Annotated in this window: 10 protein-coding genes; 3 read left to right on the top strand and 7 right to left on the bottom strand. The window is 73.3% G+C overall.

The genetic code is table 11. The features are described from left to right. The first annotated feature begins 81 nt into the window (after window positions 1–81). The 3 genes from IH09_RS20960 (at window position 82) to IH09_RS20950 (ending at window position 1868) form a co-directional block, all read left to right on the top strand. Window positions 82–555: a C40 family peptidase gene (locus IH09_RS20960; protein WP_052858615.1), complete on the top strand. Its 474-nt coding sequence runs from the start codon at window positions 82–84 to the stop codon at window positions 553–555. Between the two features lie 342 nt (window positions 556–897). Continuing rightward, window positions 898–1395 carry a GNAT family N-acetyltransferase gene (locus IH09_RS20955; RefSeq protein ID WP_240150497.1) on the top strand — a complete coding sequence of 166 codons (498 nt, stop codon included), beginning with the start codon at window positions 898–900 and terminating at the stop codon, window positions 1393–1395. Between the two features lie 113 nt (window positions 1396–1508). Continuing rightward, on the top strand, window positions 1509–1868 hold the full coding sequence (locus tag IH09_RS20950) for a hypothetical protein (RefSeq protein WP_240150496.1): 360 nt from the start codon (window positions 1509–1511) through the stop codon (window positions 1866–1868). 170 nt (window positions 1869–2038) lie between these two features. Here the strand turns inward: IH09_RS20950 and IH09_RS20945 are convergent, their stop codons facing one another. The 7 genes from IH09_RS20945 to IH09_RS20915 all read right to left on the bottom strand — a co-directional run. After that, window positions 2039–2749, bottom strand: coding sequence for a 4'-phosphopantetheinyl transferase family protein (locus tag IH09_RS20945; protein WP_052858612.1), 711 nt, complete (start codon window positions 2747–2749; stop codon window positions 2039–2041). A 70-nt stretch (window positions 2750–2819) separates the two neighbouring features. Continuing rightward, window positions 2820–3599, bottom strand: coding sequence for a thioesterase II family protein (locus tag IH09_RS20940; RefSeq protein ID WP_052858609.1), 780 nt, complete (start codon window positions 3597–3599; stop codon window positions 2820–2822). A gap of 100 nt (window positions 3600–3699) precedes the next feature. Continuing rightward, on the bottom strand, window positions 3700–4275 hold the full coding sequence (locus IH09_RS20935; protein ID WP_052858759.1) for a helix-turn-helix transcriptional regulator: 576 nt from the start codon (window positions 4273–4275) through the stop codon (window positions 3700–3702). 485 nt (window positions 4276–4760) lie between these two features. Next, on the bottom strand, window positions 4761–7589 hold the full coding sequence (locus IH09_RS20930; RefSeq protein WP_318279507.1) for an ATP-binding protein: 2829 nt from the start codon (window positions 7587–7589) through the stop codon (window positions 4761–4763). Beyond that, window positions 7579–10338 (bottom strand): helix-turn-helix domain-containing protein, encoded by a 2760-nt coding sequence (locus IH09_RS20925; RefSeq protein ID WP_052858604.1) that lies wholly within the window; start codon window positions 10336–10338, stop codon window positions 7579–7581. Before IH09_RS20925 ends, IH09_RS20930 begins: the two co-directional genes overlap by 11 nt. After that, a complete protein-coding gene (locus IH09_RS20920) occupies window positions 10319–13267 on the bottom strand; it encodes a helix-turn-helix transcriptional regulator (RefSeq protein WP_110952463.1) in 2949 nt (982 codons plus the stop codon). The genes IH09_RS20925 and IH09_RS20920 overlap by 20 nt, the downstream gene beginning before the upstream one ends. Before the next feature lie 363 nt (window positions 13268–13630). Then, window positions 13631–22010 (bottom strand): type I polyketide synthase (locus IH09_RS20915; protein ID WP_190233356.1); only part of this gene is annotated, 8380 nt, incomplete at its 5' end.

The raw sequence follows: 22010 nt of genomic DNA, 5'->3' as shown, positions 1-22010 counted from the left end.
AAGCCGTACGCAAGGCCGGGCATCTTCGCCTGCCCGAACCCGACAGGTCTTCCTTCGCCGGCGACTGACGAAGGGTCGCGCATGAACGTGCGCATGCATGTGCCGAACCTGCTGGCACGCGCCGGCACCGTTTCCGTCCTCGCGCTGGTCACCATCAGCGGCACCACCGTGGTCCCGGGGACGGCCCCGGACGCCGGAGCGGCCTCCGTCTCGGCGCGCGCGCTGCGGATCGCCGCCTCCAAGAAGGGCTCCCCCTACCAGTACGGCGCCCAGGGGCCGCACCGCTTCGACTGCTCGGGGCTGACGCTGTATTCGTTCAAGCATGCGGGCCGGATGCTGCCACGCTCCGCCGCGGCGCAGTACCACCGCACCCGGCGGGTACGGGCCTCCGCCCGCCGCTCCGGCGACCTGGTCTTCTTCCACTCCCGCAGGGGCGTCTACCACGTCGGCATCTACGCCGGGAGCGGCCGGATCTGGCATGCGCCGAAGACCGGGGCCGTGGTCCGCCTGGAACGGATCTGGAGCCATGCCGTCTCCTACGGACGGGTGCGTTGACCTGCGGCAATACGGTCTGCACGGCCCCCTGCCGGTGGTTCTCGGCACGAGTGGTCCCCGGCGACGCGGTCGGGTGACCGGGAAACCGGACGGTGACCGGGACGACGGACGGTGAAAAGACGAACGGTGAACCGAGCGAGGTGCCGGCGGGGGCGGACACCCCGCCGGACCGAACCGTGGTGCGGTTCCCCTCGTGGGAACCGGACGGAACACCGGCGGCGACATCAGCCTGCCCGTGCCCCCGCCGTGCCGGACGCACCGCACTCCGGCCTGCCCCGGCCGGAGCCCGCGCCGGGTGCCGTGCGCGCCCCGACTGTCAGACCCTGCCGCTACGGTCGGCCCATGACCGATCCGATGCCACCCGTACCGCTGCCTGCCGCCGCCCCGGATGAGGGGATGCCGGTGGCGCCCCGGCTGCCGCCTGCCATTGTCGTGACCGATCTGCCCGATGCGGACGATGTCGCGCTGATCTCGGACGGGCTCGGCGCGTTCAACGTACAAGAGACGGGGACCGACGATCGCCGCCCGCTCGCCGTACTCGTCAAGGACCCGGAGACGGGTCGGGTGCTCGGCGGGCTGACGGGCCGTACCTCGTTGGGCCTGCTGTTCGTGGACCTGTTCTATCTGCCGCCCGCTCTCCGCGGCTCCGGGATCGGCAGCGAGATACTGCGGCAGGCGGAGCGGGAGGGCCGCAACCGTGGTTGCCGCTCCGGGGTGCTCTACACCATCACCTTCCAGGCGCCGGACTTCTACCGGCGGCACGGCTGGCGCGCCTTCGGCGAGATCCCCTGCGATCCGCCCGGCACGAGCCGCGTCTTCATGACGAAGGACCTGGTGTAACGCACCCACGGGTGGTGTGGCCGCCGGGACGACCGACGGTGGAGTCACCGCCGGGCGCGGGAGATTCCGCCGATGCGCCGCCGGCGCCGTCCGTCCTCGCTACGGTGGCCGGCATGGACGAGAAGGACACGAACCCCGCGGACGAGTGGCCCTTGCCCCCGCCCTGGATGTGGAGTTGCGCGGAGTGCGTCAACCTGTACAAGACGATGAAGCGCGCTCCCGAGGCGGTGGAGGCCGTCCGGGAGGCGCTCGGGCCGGGGCTGGACCACGACTTCACGGACAGCGTGGTGACCACCCAGATCCGGCTCGCTCAGCACCTCGCCCTCCGCCACGCGCCGGCTCTCCCGGCCTTCGACGAGGAATGTGAGCGGTGCGTCTCCTACGCGACCGATCCGCGGATTCCCGCCGTGCTGGGCATGGAGCACCGCGCCCGCCACGTGTTCGTACCCGAGTGCATCGTCGGCCTGATGTGACGGCCGCAGAGGCGCCGGAGTACTCCTGGGCGTCTCAACGGCAGGTTGTTCTCACGTGGATTGGAGTGGTCGACGGCTGTGCGTCGTGTCGTGCCCGACGTCCGGTCGGGGACTCCGCAGGCCACCGCTGACACCGCGCCCGCCCCACCGGCCGGCCGCGTTCACCACCGTCAGGGCCGGAGCACCGGCCCGGGGTGTCCCGGTCCACGCCGGTTCAGCGTGATCGCGGTGACGACGAGACCGTCGCGGGCCAGCCAGCGGCCGGTGAAGACGTCGAGCGGCCAGCCGGCCACCACCGGGCCGGGCACCAGGAGCCGCGCCGTGAAGGTGCCCGCGGCCGGGTCGAGTGCGATGTCCGCTTCGTCGAAGTCCAGCTCCCGTCCGGTGAGCGGATACCAGGTCTTGAACACGCTCTCCTTGGCGCTGAACAGCAGCCGGTCCCAGTGGACTTCGGGATCGGTACCGCCCAGGGCTCGTACCTGTGCCCGTTCCCGGGGCAGGGCGACGGCGGCGAGTACGCCGTCCGGCAGCGGACCGTTGGGTTCCGCGTCGATGCCGATCGCGAGGGTGTGGGAGGCGGGTGCGACGGCCGCGGCGCGGTAACCGTCGCAGTGCGTCATGCTGCCGACCACGCCCTCGGGCCACCGTGGCGCACCCCACCGGCCGGGCAGCAGCGGTACCGGTGGCAGGCCGAGAGCGCCGAGGGCGCGCCGCGCACAGGCCCGTACGGTCGCGAATTCACGCTGTCTCCGGGGGACCGCCCGCGCCACGGCCGCGGTCTCTTCCGGGAAGGGGAGAGTGGCCGGCTCGGCCTGGTCCGGCGGCAGCTCGTCGAACGCCTCGGCCGGTACGACCCCACCGGGGAGGATCTCCTCGATCATGCCGGGTCTCCCTCGGGCCCTTTCCGCTCCGGTCGGTTCGCTGTCAGGCCGGCTCTCGATCAGATCTCTGTCAGGCCGGCTCTCGATCGGGCTGGTTCGCCGCCGACTTGAGCCGGGCGCGCAGCACCTCGATGACGTCGGCGGCCCGGTCGGTGAGATAGAAGTGGCCGCCGGGGAAGACCTGCATGTCGAAGGCGCCGGTGGTGTGCTCGCACCAGGCCCGGCCCTCGTCGAGCGTCGTCTTGGGGTCGTCGTCACCGACGAGCACGGTCACCGGGCAGCGCACCGAGGCGCCCGGCTCATGACGGTACGTCTCCACGGCCCGGTAGTCGCTGCGGAGGGCGGGCAGCACCAGGCGCAGCACCTCCTCGTCCTCCAGGACCCGGCTGTCGGTGCCGCTCATACTGCGCAACTCGGCGACGAGACCGTCGTCGTCACGCTGGTGGACGGTTTCGTGACGGTAGCGGGAGGGTGCGCGGCGGCCGGAGGCGAACAGGTGGACCGGTCCCCCGCCGTCGCGTTCCATCCGGCGGGCGACCTCGAAGGCGACGAGGGCGCCCATGCTGTGTCCGAAGAACACCACGGGGCGGTCCAGCCGGTCGCGCAACGCGTCGTGGACGTGGTCGGCGAGTGTCCCGATGTCGTCCACGCAGGGCTCGGTGTGCCGGTCCTGGCGGCCGGGGTACTGGATGGCGAGGACCTCGGCGTCCGGGGTGAGGGCGAGGGCGACGGGGTGGTAGTAGCTCGCCGCGCCTCCGGCGTGCGGGAAGCAGACCAGGCGGACGGGCGCGTCCGGTGCGGGGAGCGGGCTCCGGCACCACAGGGTGGCGTCCACGGTGTTCTCGGCCATGGTCAGTCCTTCGTTTCCGTCGCCGCCGGACGGCGGGCGGCCGGGCGCGGTGTGGTGTGCGGGCCGGTGGGGCGGCGGTTCAATTCTCCGCGCGGCGGCGTCATTTGATGTACTCCTGGACGACCTTCGGCGGCCAGATGCCCACAGTGAGCACGCCCATGGAGTACGCCCGGGAGACCAGGGCGGCCCGGTTGGGCACCTTGAGCTTCCGGAGCAGGCCCGTGACGTGGTACTCGACGCCCTGTCTGCTGAGGTAGAGCCGGGCGGCGAGGGGGACGGTGGAGAGGCCGGCGGCGATGCCTTCGAGGATGCGCGCGTCGATCTCGGTGAGGATCTTCTTGCGGTGGGCGACCACACCGCCGTCCTCGGATATCTGCGTCGGGGGCATCAGCACGAGGATCGAGCTGACGTCGGACGTCCCGCCGCGTACGGCGACGGCGGTGAGCGGACTGGCGAACGCGGAGTCCTGCTGCCGCACGGCGACCATATGCGTGACGAACCGGTGGCGTTTGCCCTCGACCAGGCGGGAGAACTGCCGCATCAGCGGCTGCCGGACGCTGGGGTGTACCAGGTCGCGGAAGCTGCGTCCGCAGACCTCCGCCGAGGTGGCGCCGAACTGCCGGAAGAACTCCTGGTTCGCCTGCTGGATGGTCAGCGCCGGGTCGAGACAGGCCATGCACAGGTCGGGCTGGTCCAGCGGTGGTGGGGCGCCGCCCTGGTCACCCAGGAGCCCTTGCGACGGGGCCTGTGTCGAATCGGCGAGTGTGGTCGTCGCCACGAGACTGCCATCCCTTCGGATTCCGGAAGTTCATTCGGAATCACACGCTAGAATTGCGTCAAAATTCAAGGAAAAGAATTCATTTGGGCTCCGTCCCGGAATGCCCTGGCCAGCTGATCATTCGCTGATACCGGAAAGAACATTAGATAGTCCGAGTACGGACGTCAACGCCGCCCTGTGGCCGCACTGCCAAACCTGCGGTTGCCTTTTCGGATGGTTCGGTCTGCGCGCACACCTTCGGTGGTCGTGGTACGGACTGGCGCCCGGCTGTACGCGCACGCGCCCTCAACAGCATGTTTAACCGGCCTGTCATACGGGTTGACGCGATCGTCACCGTACCTCGGCGACGGCCGCGGACTGCGGGCGTCGGATTTCGGAAACCGCTAGCGCATTTCGGCCGATCCCTGGTCGGCCAGCGCTTCCACGAGCTCCCGTCGTCCCGAGACACCAAGTTTTCGATAAGAATTCGTCAGATGCTTCTCAACCGCACGGGAGCTCACTCCGAGTTCATCGGCTATCTCCTGGTTGGTGAGGCCGCGGCTGACAAATGCCGTTACCCGGAGTTCGCTGCGCGTCAGCTTGGCCGCCTGCTGCGCGGGAGCCGTACTCCGGCCGTCCCGGGATTTCTCGGAGAGCCACGGCGCTCCGCAGCCCAGGGCGAGCGCATCGGCCTCGCGCAGCAGCTCCCCGGCCTCCGGAACGCCGCCCAGGCGGTTCCCCAACTGCGTAAGCGCACGGGCGAGTTCGAGTTCGTCGGCCGAGCCGCGCAGCACGCCGACCGCCTGGCGCAGCAGGATGACGCCCTCGCTGCCGCTGTGCAGTGCGGCCTTGAGACGCAGTGCCCGGCCCAGGGTCGCGGGTGCTCCCCATTCCTCGGCACGGGCGTGCTCCTCCTCCGCCAGCGCGAGGGCCGCGCGGGCGTCACCGAGCCGGTGGTGGAGGCTGATCGCCCAGGGCCGCCAGGCGAAGAGCGCGGGGTTGCGCCAGCCGACCGCCTCCAGCCGCCGCCCGGAGGCGAGGAAACCTTCCAACGCACCGGCCAGCCGGCCGCTCTGGGCGTCCACTGCTGCGGTGAGGGTCTGCATCATCGCGGCCACGGCCAGGCTTTCCCGGCGGTGTCCGCGGATGTCGAGCAGGATCTGTTCGCTGAGCGCCGGATCGCGGAGCTCCAGTGCGACGGCGACGCGGACGACGGTGGCGATGGTGCCTATCTCGTGCCAGTCGGCGGCGGCCAGTTGCGCCGCGCGCTCGGCGCGCTCGCGGGCCTCGGCGGGCCGCCCGCGCGCGAGGAGCACCATGGCCTGCTCGACGTGGATGAGCGCGTCGGCGACGGTGACGCTCTGCCGACGAGTCCGCTGTTCCAGGCAGAGCCAGGAGTCGATGCCCTGGACGGAATCCGCGGCGGACAGGGCGAGGACGACCAGCGGCAGTACGGAGTGCACCCGCGCCGAGGTGGCGGGTTCGCGTTCGAGGATGCGGTTGGCGAGGCGGGCGGCCGAGGCCGCGGAGAGCCGGTTGGTGAGAATCGCCGCGTTGAGCAGGACGGCCGCCAGCTCGCGCTCGGCGCCCGAGTCCAGCGGCGGCTCGTCCCCCATGGCCCGCAGCCGCCCGACCGCCGCGTTCAGTTCGGCCGGGTCCTCGTGGCCGCAGTGCCGCAGCCGGGCCTCCAGCCGCAGGGCCATCTCACGGGCCGTACCGCCGAGGGCGTCCGGTGCGCCGAGGTCATCGGCGACCTGCCGCAGCAACTCGACGACCGGCGACGGCGCGAGGCCCAGGAGGGTGGGTGAGATGCGCAGCACCGCCGCGGCCTTCTCCCAGGCGGTGGTCAGCAGCGGGACCGCCTGGGAGATGTGCCGTTCGCAGGCCGCGCGGTCGAAGGCGCGCTCCGCGGTAGCGAGATCGATGAGCAGCCGGGCCCGCTCCTCGCTCTGGGCGGCACTGTCGAGGAGGGCGCGCCGCAGATAGCGGGCGGCGCTGTCGGGTGCGCCGCGGCGCAGGGCGGTGTCGGCGGCGGTCCGCAGCACGGCCATCGACCAGGGGTGGCGGGAGACGGTGAGAGACATCAGCTGGGCGGCGACCTCTTCGGCCGGGCGGCCGCGCCCGTAGAGCAGGGCGGCCGCCGTGTCGTGCAGGGTCTCGCGCTCGGCCATCGTCAGGAACGATTCGACGGCATCGCATACGACGCGGTGGACGAAACGCGGTTCCCGCCGGGCGGCAAGGAGCCCCAGTGCGCGCAGGGAACGCAGGGCGGCCGCATAGCCGATGCTGTCCAGCCCGGCAAGCCGGGCGATGAGTTCGGGGTCGTCCTGCTCCTCGAAGACGGCGATCGCGGCGGCCAGGTTCCGTACCGGCAGCGGCTGGGTGCGCAGGCAACTGGCCAGCCGGTCGCGGAGTTTGGCGGGCCGCAGGGCACGCACCGCACCGGCCTGGTCGGCGGTCGGCCGGCTGCCGGTGACGGCCATGGCCGGCAGTACGGATCCGAGGAGGACGGGGTTGCCGGCGGAGATCTCGTGGCAGGCGCGGACGAACTCCCCGTCGCCCGGCTCGCCGAACTGGTCGCAGACCACTTCTCCGACGGCGTCGAGGGAGAGCGGACCGGGGCGCAGCACCTGCCCGGCCGCCTCGGCGATCTCGCGTACGAGGGGGTGCTCGGCGCGTGCGTCGCCGTCGCGCACGGTGCAGACCACGACCGCGCGCAGGCCGTGGAGGCGCTTGGCGAGGTAGCCGAGCCAGCGCAGCGAGGGGGTGTCGGCCCATTGCAGGTCGTCGACGAGGACGAGCAGCCGGCTGTCCGCGCTGACATTGGCCAGCAGTGTGCGCAGTCCGTGCAGGACCGCTTCCGAGGGGTCGGCGAGCCGGCCGTCGGCGGCGGGCGCGGTCTCGTCGGCGAACACCAGGCGGGCGAAGCAGGACCGGTCCCGCAGCCAGCGTTCACGGGCCGCTTCCGGGGCGCCGGCGAGCAGGCTGTCGAAGAGCTGACGCACCACGCCGAACGCGAAGTCCGCCTCCATGGGCGCCGCGTTCGCGCGCAGCACGCGGACGTCCTCGCCGGCGACCAGCTCGGGCAGGTGCTGGAGCAGAGCGGTGCGGCCGATGCCCAGCGGGCCGGTCAGCAGCAGCAGCGCCGGTCTGCCCTCGTCGGCACCCCGCAGCGCGGTGCGTACCAGCGCCACCTCGGTCTCCCGCTCCCACAGCATCGCGTCAGCACCCATCCATGGCTCGCACGAGCGCGCTCAGTTCCCCGCGGCCACTGATGCGCAGTTTCTTGTAGGCACCGCTCAGCCGCAGTTCGACGGTGCGCCGGGACACCGACAGCAGGTCCGCGATGTCCCGGTTGCCGTGCCCGCAGCCCGCGAGGAGCGCGGTGCGCCGTTCGGCCTCGGTGAGCGTGTCCCAGCCGTGGTGTTCGGGGGCCTCGGGCACGGCGGGTGCGGCGGGGCTGCGGAGGTCGGTGGCGAGCAGGCGCACGCGCCCGGCGAGCCGGGGCACCGGGCATGCCGCGGTGAGCAGTGCCGCCTCGGCCGCCAGCTCCGCGGCCCTCTCCCGGTCGCCGCCCTCTCTTTCCGCGGTGGCGAGTTCGGCCAGTGCCCCCGCGTAGGCGACGCGGGCGGGTGAGTCGCGGAGCACCGCGACCGCCGTGCGCAGCCGGTCGGTGCGGGCCGGGCCGGCGGCCGGTGCGGCGCCGAGTTCGGCGCGGCCGAGGGCGCTCGCGGTTCCCCAGCGGCGGGCCAGCCGCAGCTCTTCGCGGCTCAGCCGCAGGGCCTCGTCGCGGTGGCCGAGCGTGTGGGCGAGCCGGGCGGCCGTGGAACGCCAGGGCAGCAGGGCCGGGTTGATCCACTGCCGGCGCAGCAGTCGCCGTCCGCATTCACGTAACAGCTCCAGGGCCACGGCCGGTTCACCGTCGGCCCAGGCGACCAGGGCCCGGCCGAAGAGGAGGAACGACCACAGGACGCTGTCCTCCGCCCCGGCCGGGGTCGGTGCGCAGGCGAGGGCGCGAGCCTGGTCGCGGCGGCCGTTCTCCAGGTCGATGGTGAGGCGCAGGCCCAGCAGCTGGGGCACGGCGTACGGGTGCCAGCTGGTGAAGGGCAGGGCGCGTTCGGCGGCGGTGATGTCGCGTTCGGCGGCGCCGATACGGCCGCAGCGCAGATGCAGTTCGGCGCGGATGCCCAGGACGCGGCCGACGACCGTGGGGGTGCGGTGGCGGCGGGCCCCGTCGAGGAGGGCGTCCAGATGGCGTTCGGCCTCTTCGGTGTCATCGGTCAGAAACAGGGCGCGGCAGGCCACCAGGCGGGGCAGGAAGAGGGAGTCGGCGTCCGCCGGGCCGGCGAGGGCGCTGCGGGCCAGGGCCCTGGTCGCGTCGGGGTCGTCGCCGCGCAGGGCCAGCTGCCAGGCGCGGACGCCGGCCCGGGGGGCGTCCGCGGGCCGGTCGGGCAGTGCGGGGACCTCGGGCATGACCAGCTCGGTGTCGTCCTGCCGGGTCTGTTCGGCGATCCAGTACAGGGCGATGAGGCCGTCCCGTTCGGCGCCGTGCGCGGCCGGGATCGCTTCGGCCGCCGTTCGGCGTCCCCAGTCGGAGTTGCCGCGGGCGAGTCCGAGGTCGGTGGCGCGGGCGCGCAGCCGGCCGGCGCCGTGCTCGGCGCGGGTGATCCCGGCGAGCCTGCGGTCACCGGCCTCGGGCGCGGTCATCGCCTCGGCGGCGGCCAGATCGAATTGCAGCCGGGCGCGTTCTTCGGGTTCCAGGGGTTCGTCGAGGGCGCGGGAGAGGCGGGCGACGGCCACGGCGTGCTCTCCGCGGTGCTGTGCGGCGGCGGAGCCGCGGCGCAGGGTGGGGACGGCCCAGGGCGTGCCGAGGGGGCGGGCGTGGAGCAGGAGTTCCGCGATGTCCTCGTCGGCGGCGGCCGCCCGGTGGGCGCATTCCGCGACGCGGGCGTGCAGGTCGGCGCGTTCGTCGGCGGGCATCTCCTCCAGGATGCGGGCGCGTACGAGCGGGTCGTGCACGCGCGGCGCCGCGTGACCGGCCGTGGTGAACCCGCTCGCCTCCAGGACCGCCCGCAGCTTCGTTTCGGAGAGGTGCCGCTGTCCGGCGAGCAGGCAGACGAGGGGCAGGTCCAGGAGGCCGCCGCAGACGGCGAGGGCACGCAGGACGGCGACGGCCGCGTCGGGCAGTCCGTGCAGCACCCGTGTCGTGTGGTCACCGGCGGCGGCCGTGACGAGGTCGCGCAGCTCCGGCAGGTATCCGGCGACGGGTGCGTATCCGTACCCGGTGAAGCGGCGCAGCGCGGTGTGCAGGACGGCGGGGTGGCCGGCGGTGAGGTGGGCGGCGGCCTCGGTGAACCGCTGGTCGCCGGCGATGCCGCAGATCAGTTCCACGGCGGTGGCGACGCCGTGCGCGCTCAGCGGGGACAGGACGAGCTCGGCCGTCCGCACGGCCGGCGCCGTCGGCCAGTCGGCGACGCACGGCAGGGGGGTGTCGTGGACCGGGATGCCGCTGCTGCCGGCGAGGAGTGCGACGGGGGTGCCGGGCAGCCGGCGCACCAGGGCCTGGAACCACTGGAGCGAGGCGGGATCGAGCCACTGGGTGTCCTCGACGACCAGCAGGGTGGGGCGGCTCCGGGCGGCGCACAGCAGCTCGGTCATGCCGGCCAACCGGTCGGGCCGGCACGGGAGTTCGTGGGGCGGCCCCTGCGGCGGTCCGGTGAGCTGGACGACGGCGCCGTGGCGCAGTTCGCGTTCGGCTCCCGTGGCCCTGGCGTGCCGTACGCGCAGTCCGCGGTCCTCGGCGAGCCGGGCCGCCCACCGCAGCAGGGCGTGCTGGCCGAGGCCCGGCCGTCCGGTGACGGCGACGACGGCCGGGCGGCCCGTGCCCAGTTCGGTGATCACCGAGTCCAGAACCGCGCGCTCGCGCTCGCGCTCGATCAGGAGCAGTTCGGTGGCGGCGCGCTCAGCGGGCTCGTTCGCCATGGACACCGTCCTGCTCCGTTCGTCCCGGTGTCGCGCGTGCGACCCGTGGTTCGGCCGCCTCGGCGGGGTGCTCGGTGCGGATTCCGGCGGCGTGCAGGATCGCGGCGAGGTCGGTGCGCTGGCTGACGCCCAGTTTCCGGTAGACGCCGGTCAGGTGCATCTCGACGGTGCGCACGGTGATGAACAGCGACTCCGCGATCGTCCGGTTGCTCACCCCCGCCGCGGCGAGGGCGGCGATCTTGCGTTCCCGGCCGGTGAGCAGGTCGACGGGCGAGCCGGTGATCTCCCGCATGCGGCCACCGGCGGTCAGCAGCGCCCGGCGGGCGGCTCTGCCCAGCGGGAGGGCGCCGCAGCGCTGGGCGAGGCCGGCGGCGGTGCGCAGGCGTACCCGGGCGCCGAGCTGCTCGCCGGCCGCCAGCAGCGCCCGGCCCAGCAGATACTCGGCCCGCGCCTGTTCGCCGCGGGCGGGCGAGTCGGCCAGCGTCTCGGCCGCCTCGGTCAGCGGGCCGAGACCGGCCCGGCCGATGGTGCTCACACCTCGGGCCACGGCTGCCAGCCCCAGGGCGCGCGGGGTCCCCCAGCGCCGGGCGAGGGCGGTGCCGTGCGCGGCGCACTCCCGGGCCTCGTCGTGGCGGTTCAGCTCGGCCAGCAGGCAGGCCGCCTCCGCCCACCAGGGGACGAAAGCGGCGTTGGTGATGCCCGCGTCGTCGAGTGACCGGCCGCAGTCGCGCAGCAGGCCGAGCGCCGCCGCGCTGTCGCCGAGCGCCCGCCGGGCGCGGGCGCGGGCCATCAGGTACCAGGGATAGTCGATGGCGAAGCCGTCCAGGTTGCGCCCTTCCAGGTCGCCGAGCAGCCGTTCGGCCCGCTCCGGTTCACCGCGGTCGGTCAGCACGGTGGCCAGGGCGATCTGCGGGACCACTTGGTACCCGCGCCATTTCCCCTGGTCGATGGCGTCGACCGCGCTCCGGGCGGCGGACAGCGCGTCGGGGAGCGCGCCGAGGCCGTGCAGCACCAGGGCGCGGTGGGACAGGGCGAGCACATGCGTCCGGTCCGCGGCGTTCTCCCGGCCGTACCGGAGCAGGCGGTCGAGCGCGGCCAGGGCCTCCTCGGGTTCGTCGGCCAGGTTGAGGGCGAAGGCCGAGCCCAGCTGCGACCAGCCGCCCGGCGCGACGCCCGGGAAGCGCAGGGCGCGCCGGGCCAGGTCGACGGTGCGCTGCACCGAGTGGCCCTCGATCGCGGTCAGCACGGTCATCATGGCGAGCAGCTGGCACTGTGCGGGGGTGTCGCCGGGCGGTACGGGCAGTTGAGCCGCGCGGTCGCGGGCGGCGGCGATCGTCTCCTTCCGCGCGGATCCGGCGATCAGCAGCGCGGACTCGACGAGCGTGCGCAGTTCGCGGTCGCCGGTGCCGGGCTCCTCCTTCGCCGCCAGCTCGTCCACGATGGCGGTGAGGATCCGTACGGCGGAGGGTGCTTCCGGCCCGGTGAGGCAGACCATCGCGTACTGCACGGCGACCACCGCCCGGGTGCGCAGACCGGCAGACGGCACCAGTGCCTGCCGCAGCAGCGCGAGGGTTTCCACGGGGTCGGTCTCCGCCAGCGACCGGGCCAGTTGGATGCGCACCGGAAGGCTGTCCGGCTCGCTCCGGAGCAGCCGGCGCAGATAGCGGACGGCCGCGTCGGGCGCGCCCCGGGCCTGGGCGCGCGCCGCCGCGTCGCGGAGCACCGCGGTCATCCAGGGCTGGCCGAGGTCGGGGACGAGCAGCAGCTGGTCGGCGACCTCTTCGGCGGGCCGGCCGAGGTCGCTGAGGAGCAGGGCGGCCCGTACCCGCAGGTCGGCGCCCGCCCGGTCGCCGAGCGAGCCGAGTACCGCCGTGCGCACGGCGTCGTGCGCGAGGTCCAGCCGGTCGGGGGCCACGACGTCGGCGCGCCGCAGGACGGTGACGGCCTCGGCCACGCGCTGGGCGGGTACCGCGGTGAGCGCCGCGATGCGGTCCGGGGACGTCTCGCCGAGTACGGCGATCGCGCCCGCCACGTCGCCGACCCAGCCGGGCTGGCGGGCCAGCAGACCGCGCAGCGACCCGGCGATCACCTGTCCGCCGACGTCGGCGACTCGGCTCGCGCCGCGCTCGTCCGGTGGCACGCCCTCGGCCCGCAGTGCGTGCAGCAGCCGGGCGAGGAGGCGCGGGTTGCCGCCGGTCACCGCCGTGGCGCGGGCGGTGAAGGAGGCGTGGGCGGGCGCGGGGAAGACCTCCCGCACGATCTGTCCGACGTCCGTCGGGGTCAGCGGTGTCAGGTGGAGGAGGGCCGGGCGGCACTGTGCGGTGATGTCCTCCAGCGCGGCGAGCGCCACCGGCCGGGTCTCGGTGCGGTGCGCGAGCACGACGAGCAGCGGCAGGTCGTCGGCCCGTCGCAGCAGGAAGTCGAGCCAGCGCAGGGAGCGTTCGTCGCACCAGTGGGCGTCGTCCAGGACGAGGGCGAGGGGGCCGTCCGTCATGAGGTTCGCCGCGAGCCAGTACAGCCCGTGCAGGACCGCGTAGACGGCCGCGGCGTCGGACGGGTGCGCGGCGGCTGGGCCGGCGGTGAGCGCCGGGAGCGCCCGGCGCGCGGTGCCCCGCAGCAGCGGGGAGTCCCGGGCGTCCTCGGCGCACAGGCCCAGCGGTCCGAACAGGGCCCGTACGCCGCCGTAGCCCGCACCGGTCGCGGTCTCGGCGCAGGTCCCGTGCAGGACGGTCATGCTCCGGCCGGGGCCGCCGTCGAGGAAGGCGCGCAGCAGGCTGGTCTTGCCGATACCCGCGGGGCCGGACAGGATCACCAGGCCGGAGCGTCCGGCGCAGGCGGCCTCCGCGTAGGCGTTCAGCGTCATCAGCTCGTCGGCACGGCCGACCACGGCGCTGGATAATCCGGAGGCGTCCGTCCGGTCCAGCACCATAGGCCCTCACTCTCCGCGGACGCCGCCTCTCACCGACGGCACCCAGTCCCCATATCTTGCGAAAAATCACTCAAGATTATGATGATCAATGCACGTCAGGCTACCTGGTCAGGAATCGTGTCGCCCCCTCGGCTCCCGTTCAATCCGGTGGCGCATGCCACGCCCTTATGATGTGCTGATCCGTTGACCGTCAGCCTAATGACGCCTGGTTAACGCCTGGTTAACGGTTTTCCGTTGTATCTTCCGGACGGTCCCGACCGCCCCGGGAGGCGTCCCCGCACTCACCCTTTCGGGTCGTCTGCGGCCGCCTCCCGAGTCCGTCTGCGACTTTCGTTCGAGTACGACCTCCTACCCCAAACCCCCTCAGTTGAGGCCGAGTTCATCGTCCAGCAGCGCGAACATGTCGCTGTCGGAAGCGGACGCGAAGTCGAAATCGCGGTTTCCGTCGGCGGTCTCGCCCCCGTCCCGCAGGGCGGCCCACTTGCTCCTGAGCACCTCCAGCCGCCCGGCCACCTGCTGGTGTGCCGGTGCGTCGAGGGCGCTTTCGGCCATCGCCTTCTCCAGCCGGTCGAGGACGCCGAGGACCGAGTCCGCTCCCGTGCCCGACTCCTCCGTCGCGAGCCGGGCGAGGAGGTGGTCCACGAGTTCGGCGGGGGTCGGGTAGTCGAAGAGCAGGGTGGCCGGCAGGCGCAGGCCGGTGGCCGTGTTGAGGCGGTTGCGGAATTCCACCGATGTCAGGGAGTCGAAGCCCAGCTCCTGGAACTGGCTGGTCCGGCCGATCGCCGTCCCGTCGGTGTGCCCCAGGACGGCGGATGCCTGGTCGCGGACCAGCTCCAGGAGGACGTCGCGGCGTTCGTCGTCGCCCAGCGCGGCCAGGCGCCGGGTGAACGCGTCGGCCGGCTCCGGACCGGACGCGGTGGCGCGGCGCGGGGCCGTACGGACCAACCCGCGGAGCAGGGCGGGCGGTTCACCCTGGGCGCGGAGGGCCGGGAGGTCCAGCCGGACCGGCAGCAGCACCGGTTCGGCGGTGGCGAGCGCCGTATCGAAGAGCGCCACCCCCTGCGCGACCGAGAGCGCCGGCATACCGGACTCCGCCAGCCGGCGCAGATCCCCCTCACTCAGCCCACCGGTCATCCCCACACCCCGCGCCCACGGCCCCCACGCCAGCGACACACCCGGCAGGCCCTCGGTACGGCGCCGCTGGACCAAGGCGTCGAGGAAGGCATTACCCGCCGCGTAGTTCGCCTGACCCGCACCGCCGAACGTCCCCGCCACCGACGAGAACACCACGAAAGCGGACAGATCCAGATCACGCGTCAGATCGTGCAGATGCCAGGCCGCGTCCACCTTCGGCCGCAACACCCTGGCCAGCCGCTCCGGCGTCAGCGAACCCACCACACCGTCGTCCAGCACCCCCGCCGTATGCACCACCGCCCGCACCGGATGTCCATCCGGCACCGACGCCAACACCCCGGCCAGCGCGCCCCGGTCCGCCACGTCACACGCCGCCACCGACACCCGCGCGCCGAGACCGTCCAGCTCCGTCACGAGCTCCGCGGCGCCCTCCGCATCCGCACCACGGCGGCTCAGCAACAACAGATGACGCACCCCGTGTCCCACCACCAGATGCCGGGCCACCACCGCACCCAGACCACCCGTACCACCCGTGACCACGACGGTGCCCGCCGGATCCCACGCCACCGCGGTATCCGCTTCCGCGACCCGGCCCAGCCGCGCTGCGAGCACCACACCACCCCGCACCGCGACCTGCGGCTCGTCCGACCCCAGCGCCCGGACCAGGGCGGCCGCCGACGAGGCGTTCCCGTCCAGATCGACCAGACCGAACGAGCCCGGATTCTCCGTCTGCGCGGACCGCACCAGGCCCCACACCGACGCCGCCGCCAGATCCTCGCCCGCCACCGCACCCCGTGTCACGAACACCAGCCGCGACGCCGCGAACCGCTCCTCCGCCAGCCACTGCTGCACCAGCGACAGCACCTCGGCGGTCGTGGCGTGCGCCGCTTCGGGCGCTCCGGCGCCGGGCTCACCCGTCACGCCCACCAGCACCGTTGCGGGCACCGCGCCATCGGCCGCCGCCAGCGACGGCAGATCGGCGTGTACGCCGACGGGCACCCCCAGTGCCTCGGCGAGCCCCAGGGTGTCGGGGCCCACCAGCGCCGGCGGTTCGGCGACCGTGCCCCCGGGCCCGGCCGGCACCCACTCCACACCGAACAGCGCGTCCCGGCCGGCCTGCGCCGGGTCGCTCAGCTGCTCCCGCGACACGGCCCGTACGACCAGCGAGTCCACCGAGGCCACCGGCCGGCCGGCCGCGTCGGCGACGGCGATCGACAGGGCGTCCGGGCCCGCCGGGGCCAGGCGCACCCGCAGCGCCGCGGCACCGGTCGCGTGCAGCGACACGCCCTCCCAGGAGAACGGCAGTCCGCCGCCGTGGTCCGCGCCGGTGACCAGCGAGGCGTGCAGCGCGGCGTCGAGCAGCGCGGGGTGCAGTCCGAACTCGCCCGCGGCGGCCCGTGCCTCCTCCGGCAGACTCACCTCCGCGAAGATCTCGCCGTCGCGCACCCAGGCCGTCCGCAGTCCGCGGAACACCGGGCCGTACGCGAAGCCGAGCCCGGCGAACCGCTCGTAGCAGCCGTCCAGGTCCAGCGGTTCGGCGCCGGCCGGGGGCCAGGCGGTCGCGTCGAACGCGGTTCCGGGCGTCGGGGTGCCGGTGGTGAGCGTGCCCAGGGCGTGCTGGGTCCAGGGCGTGTCCGCGTTCCCGGCGTCCGCCGGCCGCGAGTGGACGCCGACCGCGCGGCGACCCGCGTCATCGGGGCCGTCCACCGAGATCTGCAGCTGTACGGCGCCGTGTTCCGGCAGCACCAGCGGGGCGGCCAGGGTCAGGTCCTCGATCCGGTCGCAGCCGACCTCGTCGCCGGCCCGCAGCGCCAGTTCCACGAAGGCCGTGCCCGGCAGCAGGACGTGGCCCAGTACCGCGTGGTCGGCCAGCCACGGATGCGACGGCACCGACAGCCGTCCGGTGAACACCACGCCCTCGCCCCCGGCCAGCGGAACCGCCGCGCCCAGCAGCGGGTGCCCGGCCGCGCCCAGCCCCGCCGCGCGGACGTCACCGGTGCCGCCGAGGGGTCCGGCCGGCCAGAACCACTGGCGTTGGAACGCGTAGGTCGGCACATCCACCCGGGAGGCTCCCGTACCGGCGAAGAGACCGGCCCAGTCGACCGTGGCCGCGCCGTTCACATGGAGTTGCGCGAGCGCGCCGACGGCCGCCAGTTCCTCGGGCCGGTCCTTGCGGAGGGCGGGTACGACGACGGCCTCGTCCGGCAGCGATTCGCGTGCCATGGCGGCGAGCACACCGTCCGGGCCCAGTTCCAGGAACGCGCCGACGCCCTGCTCGGCGAGGGTCCGCACCCCGTCGGCGAACCGGACGGCCTCCCGTACGTGCCGCACCCAGTAGTCGGGCGAGCGGAGTTCGTCCGCCGCGGCCAGACCGCCGGTGAGATGGGAGACGACCGCGATGACCGGCTCATGGAAGGTGAGCCCTTCGACGACGGTGCGGAAGTCGTCCAGCATCGGGTCCATCAGCGGCGAGTGGAAGGCGTGCGAGACCCGCAGCCGGGTCGTCTTCCGGCCGTCCGCCGCGAGCCGCGCGGCGGCCTCCGACACGGCGGTCTCCGCTCCGGAGATCACCACGGCGGCGGGACCGTTGACCGCGGCCACCGAGACGAGGGGGCCGGTGAGCAGCGGCAGGACGGCCGACTCGGCGGCCTGCACGGCCACCATCGCCCCGCCCGGCGGCAGCGCCTGCATCAGGTGGGCGCGCGCCGTCACGAGCCGGCAGGCGTCCGCCAGGGAGAACACCCCCGCCACATGTGCGGCGGCCACCTCGCCGATGGAATGGCCGCCCACGAACTCCGGCCGGACGCCGAGGGACTCGACCAGCCGGTACAGGGCGACCTCCACCGCGAACAGCGCGGGCTGCGCGAAGCCCGTGCGGTTGAGCAGTTCCGCGTCGTCGCCCCACATCACCTCGCGCAGCGGGCGGCCGTCCGGCTCCGCGGTGAGCTCTGCCAGTACGGCGTCCAGGGCGTCCGCGAAGACCGGGAAGCGCCCGTACAACTCCCGTCCCATGCCGAGCCGTTGCGATCCCTGACCCGAGAAGAGCACCGCCAGCGGACCGGCGTCCGCCGCCATCCCACGGGCCAGTTCGGAGACGCCCCGCTCCGACGGCAGCAGGACGGCGCGGTGCGGAAACACCGACCGGCCGGCCGCCAGGGAGAATCCGAGGTCGGCGGGTGCCGCCTCGGGGTGGTCCGCCGCGAAGGAGACCAGCCGGTCCGTCTGCGCGGCGAGCGCGGCGTCGGTCTTCGCCGACACCACCCACGGCACGACGTCCGGTACGGCGTGCGGCCGCCCGGCAGGTGTCCCGGACCCCGTCGCGGCAGGCGTTTCGGCCGGCTTCTCGGCAGGCGGGGCCTGCTCCAATACCACGTGCGCGTTCGTCCCGCTGATCCCGAAGGACGACACACCGGCCCGTCGCGGATGCCCGGCTTCCGGCCACGGGGTGTTCGCCGCCAGCAGTTCCACCGCGCCCGCCGCCCAGTCCACGTGGGACGAGGGCACCTGCGCGTGCAGGGTGCGCGGCAGCGTGCCCCGCTCCATGGCCAGCACCATCTTGATGATCCCGGCGACGCCGGCGGCGGCCTGGGTGTGGCCGATGTTGGACTTCACCGAACCCAGCAGCAGCGGCCGGTCCGCGTCCCGGTCACGTCCGTACGTCGCCAGCAGCGCCTGGGCCTCGATCGGATCGCCGAGGGTGGTTCCCGTACCGTGCGCCTCGACCGCGTCCACGTCCTCCGGGGAGAGACCGGCGCTGTCGAGAGCCTGACGGATCACCCGCTGCTGGGACGGGCCGTTCGGCGCCGTCAGACCGTTCGACGCACCATCCTGGTTCACCGCGCTGCCGCGCACGACCGCCAGCACCCGGTGACCGTTGCGCCGGGCGTCGGAGAGCCGTTCCAGGACTAGGATGCCGACGCCCTCGGCCCAGCCGACACCGTCGGCCGCGTCGGAGAACGCCTTGCACCGACCGTCCGGGGACAGGCCGCGCTGCCGGGAGAACTCCACGAACGCGGTCGGGGTGGACATGACCGTCACACCACCGGCGAGGGCCAGCGAGCACTCGCCCGCGCGCAGCGCCTGAGCGGCGAGGTGCAGCGAGACGAGGGACGACGAGCAGGCCGTGTCGACCGTGACGGCCGGGCCTTCCAAGCCGAAGGTGTAGGACACCCGGCCGGAGGCCACACTCCCGGCGCTGCCCTGGCCCTGGTGCCCCTCGAACTCCTTGCGGGCCAGCGCCGTGCCGTAGTCGTTGTACATGACGCCGGCGAAGACACCGGTCCGGCTGCCGCGCAGCGAGACCGGGTCGATACCGGCCCGCTCGATCGCCTCCCACGACGTCTCCAGCAGCAACCGCTGCTGCGCATCCGTGGCCAGCGCCTCCCGCGGACTCATCCCGAAGAAGCCCGGATCGAACTCACCCGCGTCGTGCAGGAACCCGCCCCGCCGTGTGGTGGACGTACCCGAGTGGTCCGGGTCGGGGTCGAAGAGCGCGTCCACGTCCCAGCCACGGTTGACCGGGAACTCGGAGATCGCGTCCGTACCGTCGGTGACCAGCCGCCACAGGTCTTCCGGTGTCCGGACCCCGCCGGGGTACCGGCAACTCATCCCCACGATCACGATGGGGTCGTCGGCCAGGGGCGGCACCGTCCGTGCCGGTGTCCGGGCCTCGGGCTCGGTGCCGAAGAGTTCCTCCTCGACGTGTGCCACCAGCGCGGTCACGGTCGGATAGTCGAAGACCAGTGTGGCGGACAGCCGCAGACCGGTCGTCTTCGTCAGCCGGTTCCGCAGTTCGACCGCGGTGAGGGAGTCGAAGCCCAGGTCCTGGAACTGCCGGTGGACGTCGACGCCGTCGGCGCCGTCGTGCCCGAGCACCTGCGCGACCTGGCCGCGGACCAGGTCCAGCAGCGTCGTCCGCCGTTCCGACGGGTCCATGCGGCCCAGCCGCTCCGCGAATCCGGCTGCCGCGGCCGATCCGGTGGCCACGGCCCGGCGCGCACGGGTCCGGACCAGACCACGCAGCAACGCGGGGAGCGCGGTCCCCGCCTGCGTGCGGAGGGCCGGGAGGTCGAGCCGTACGGGCAGTACGAGCGGTTCCGCGGTGGCGAGCGCCGCGTCGAAGAGGAGTGTGCCCTGGGCGACGGAGAGAGCGGGCATACCGGACTTGGCCATCCGGGCGAGATCGGCCTCGGAGAGACCGCTGGTCATTCCGGTGTCCTGCGCCCAGGGGCCCCACGCCAGCGACACACCCGGCAGACCCTCGGCACGACGCCGCTGGACCAAAGCGTCCAGGAACGCGTTACCTGCCGCGTAGTTGGCCTGGCCGGCGCCGCCGAACGTCCCCGCCACGGACGAGAACACCACGAAGGAGGAGAGGTCCACGGCATCGCGATCCGCGACATCACAGGCCACCGCCTGAGCCTCGGCACCACATGCCACCAGCTCCGCCACCAGGCCGGCCGCAGCCGGACTCTCACCGCCCCGTCGGCTGACGAGCAGCAGACGCCGCACACCATGCTCGGTGACCAAGTGACGGGCGATCACCGCACCCAGACCGCCTGTGCCGCCGGTGATCAGCACCGCACCATCGCCGTTATTCCAGACGGGCGCTACGGCCTGCTCGGCGGCAGCCGCACGCACCAGACGCGGCGCCCGCAGCTCACCGTCCCGCACGGCGAGCTGCGGCTCGTCCGCCGTCAACGCCTGTAGCAGTGTGGCGGCCGACAACTCGACGGACTCCCCCGGCGCGGAGGGCTCCAGGTCCAGCAGGCCGAAGGTGCCGGGGTGTTCGGTCTGCGCGGAGCGCACCAGGCCCCACACCGACGCCGCCGCCAGATCCTCACCACCCGCAACACCACGGGTGACGAAGACCAGGCGGGAGTCGGCGCACCGCTCGTCCACCAGCCACTCCTGCACCCGGCCCAGCGCCTGCGAGACAAGCTCGTGCACCGAGCCAACGGCCTCCGCACCCGGCGCGGTCTGCACGGATACGAGAACGGTGTCCGGCACCGGAGCGTCCAGCGAGGCCGCATCCGCCGCCGTGACGACCTCGGCCCCCGCGCCCCGCAAGGCATCGATCAGGCCGAACACGTCCGGTCCCAGTACCGCTACCGGATCCGTCATCGCGTCGGCGGCGGGCACCGGTGCCCAGTCCACGCCGAACAGCGCATCTCGCACCACACCATCGGCAGCATCCACGCCGCTCAGCTTTTCCGCCGAGACCTCACGCGCCACCAGCGAATCCACCGTGGCAACCAGCTCACCAGCCGCATCAGCCACGGCGACCGACACAGCCCCCTCACCCGACGGCGCCAGCCTCACCCGCAGCGATGTCGCGCCGGTGGCACGCAGCCGGACGCCCTCCCACGAGAACGGCAACCCACCCCCGTCACCGACAAGCAGCGCCGCATGCAACGCAGAATCCAGCAAAGCCGGATGCAGCCCGAACCCGGCCACCTCCGCACCCTCCGGCAGACTCACCTCCGCGAACACTTCATCACCACGGCGCCACGCTGCCCGCAGTCCTTGGAACACGGGCCCATAACCGAAGCCCAGCTCCGCAAACCGCTCGTAGCAACCCTCAACGTCCACCGCTTCGGCACCCGCCGGCGGCCACACCCCAGCCTCGAAACCAACCTCAGCCGCCTGCTCGGGGGCCACGGTCAGAACACCGGAAGCGTGCTGGGTCCACGACCGCTCATCGGCGTCGGCGAGCCGGGAGTGAACCGCGACCGTACGACGGCTGGCATCATCCGCATCACCCACACGCACCTGAACCTGCACCGCACCACGCTCCGGCAACACCAACGGCGCCGCCAGCGTCAACTCCTCCACCCGGTCACAACCGACCTCGTCACCGGCCCGCAGCGCCAACTCCACAAACGCCGTCCCCGGCAACAACACCCGCCCCAACACCGCATGATCCACCAACCACGGATGCGACTGCACCGACAACCGCCCCGTGAACAACACCCCGTCAGTTCCGGCGAGTTCGACGGAACCGTTGAGCAGCGGGTGTTCGACGGTGGTGAGCCCGACGGCGGCGGCATCGGCGACGGAGAGCGGGCCCGCCGGCCAGAACCACTGGTGCTGGAAGGCGTACGTCGGCAGTGCCACGCGCCGCGCGCCCGTTTCGGCGAAGAAGCCGGACCAGTCGACGGGGACACCGCGCACATGCAGCTGCGCGAGTGCCGTAACGGCCGAGGGCTCTTCGGGTCGGTTCTTGCGCAGGACGGGCACGGTGACGGCCGTCTCCGGCAACGACTCCTGAGCCATCGCCGACAGCACACCATCCGGACCCAGCTCCAAGAACGTCCCCACACCCTGCTCAGCCAGCGTCCGCACACCGTCCGCGAACCGCACGGCCTCCCGGACATGCCGCACCCAGTACTCCGGCGAGCACAACTCCCCGGCATCGGCGAGACCACCGGTCAGATTCGACACCACCGGAATCAGCGGATCGGCGAACGACAGGCCCTCCACCACGGCACGGAAGTCGTCCAGCATCGGGTCCATCAATGGTGAATGGAACGCATGACTCACCGACAACCGCGTCGCCTTACGCCCCTCCCCCACCAACCGCTCCACCACAACACCAACCGCACCCTCA

Origin of the sequence: Streptomyces celluloflavus (assembly GCA_000720995.1) — a bacterium.
GTDB classification, from domain to species: Bacteria; Actinomycetota; Actinomycetes; order Streptomycetales; family Streptomycetaceae; genus Streptomyces; species Streptomyces celluloflavus.
This window is presented reverse-complemented; position numbering and strand designations above follow the sequence as displayed.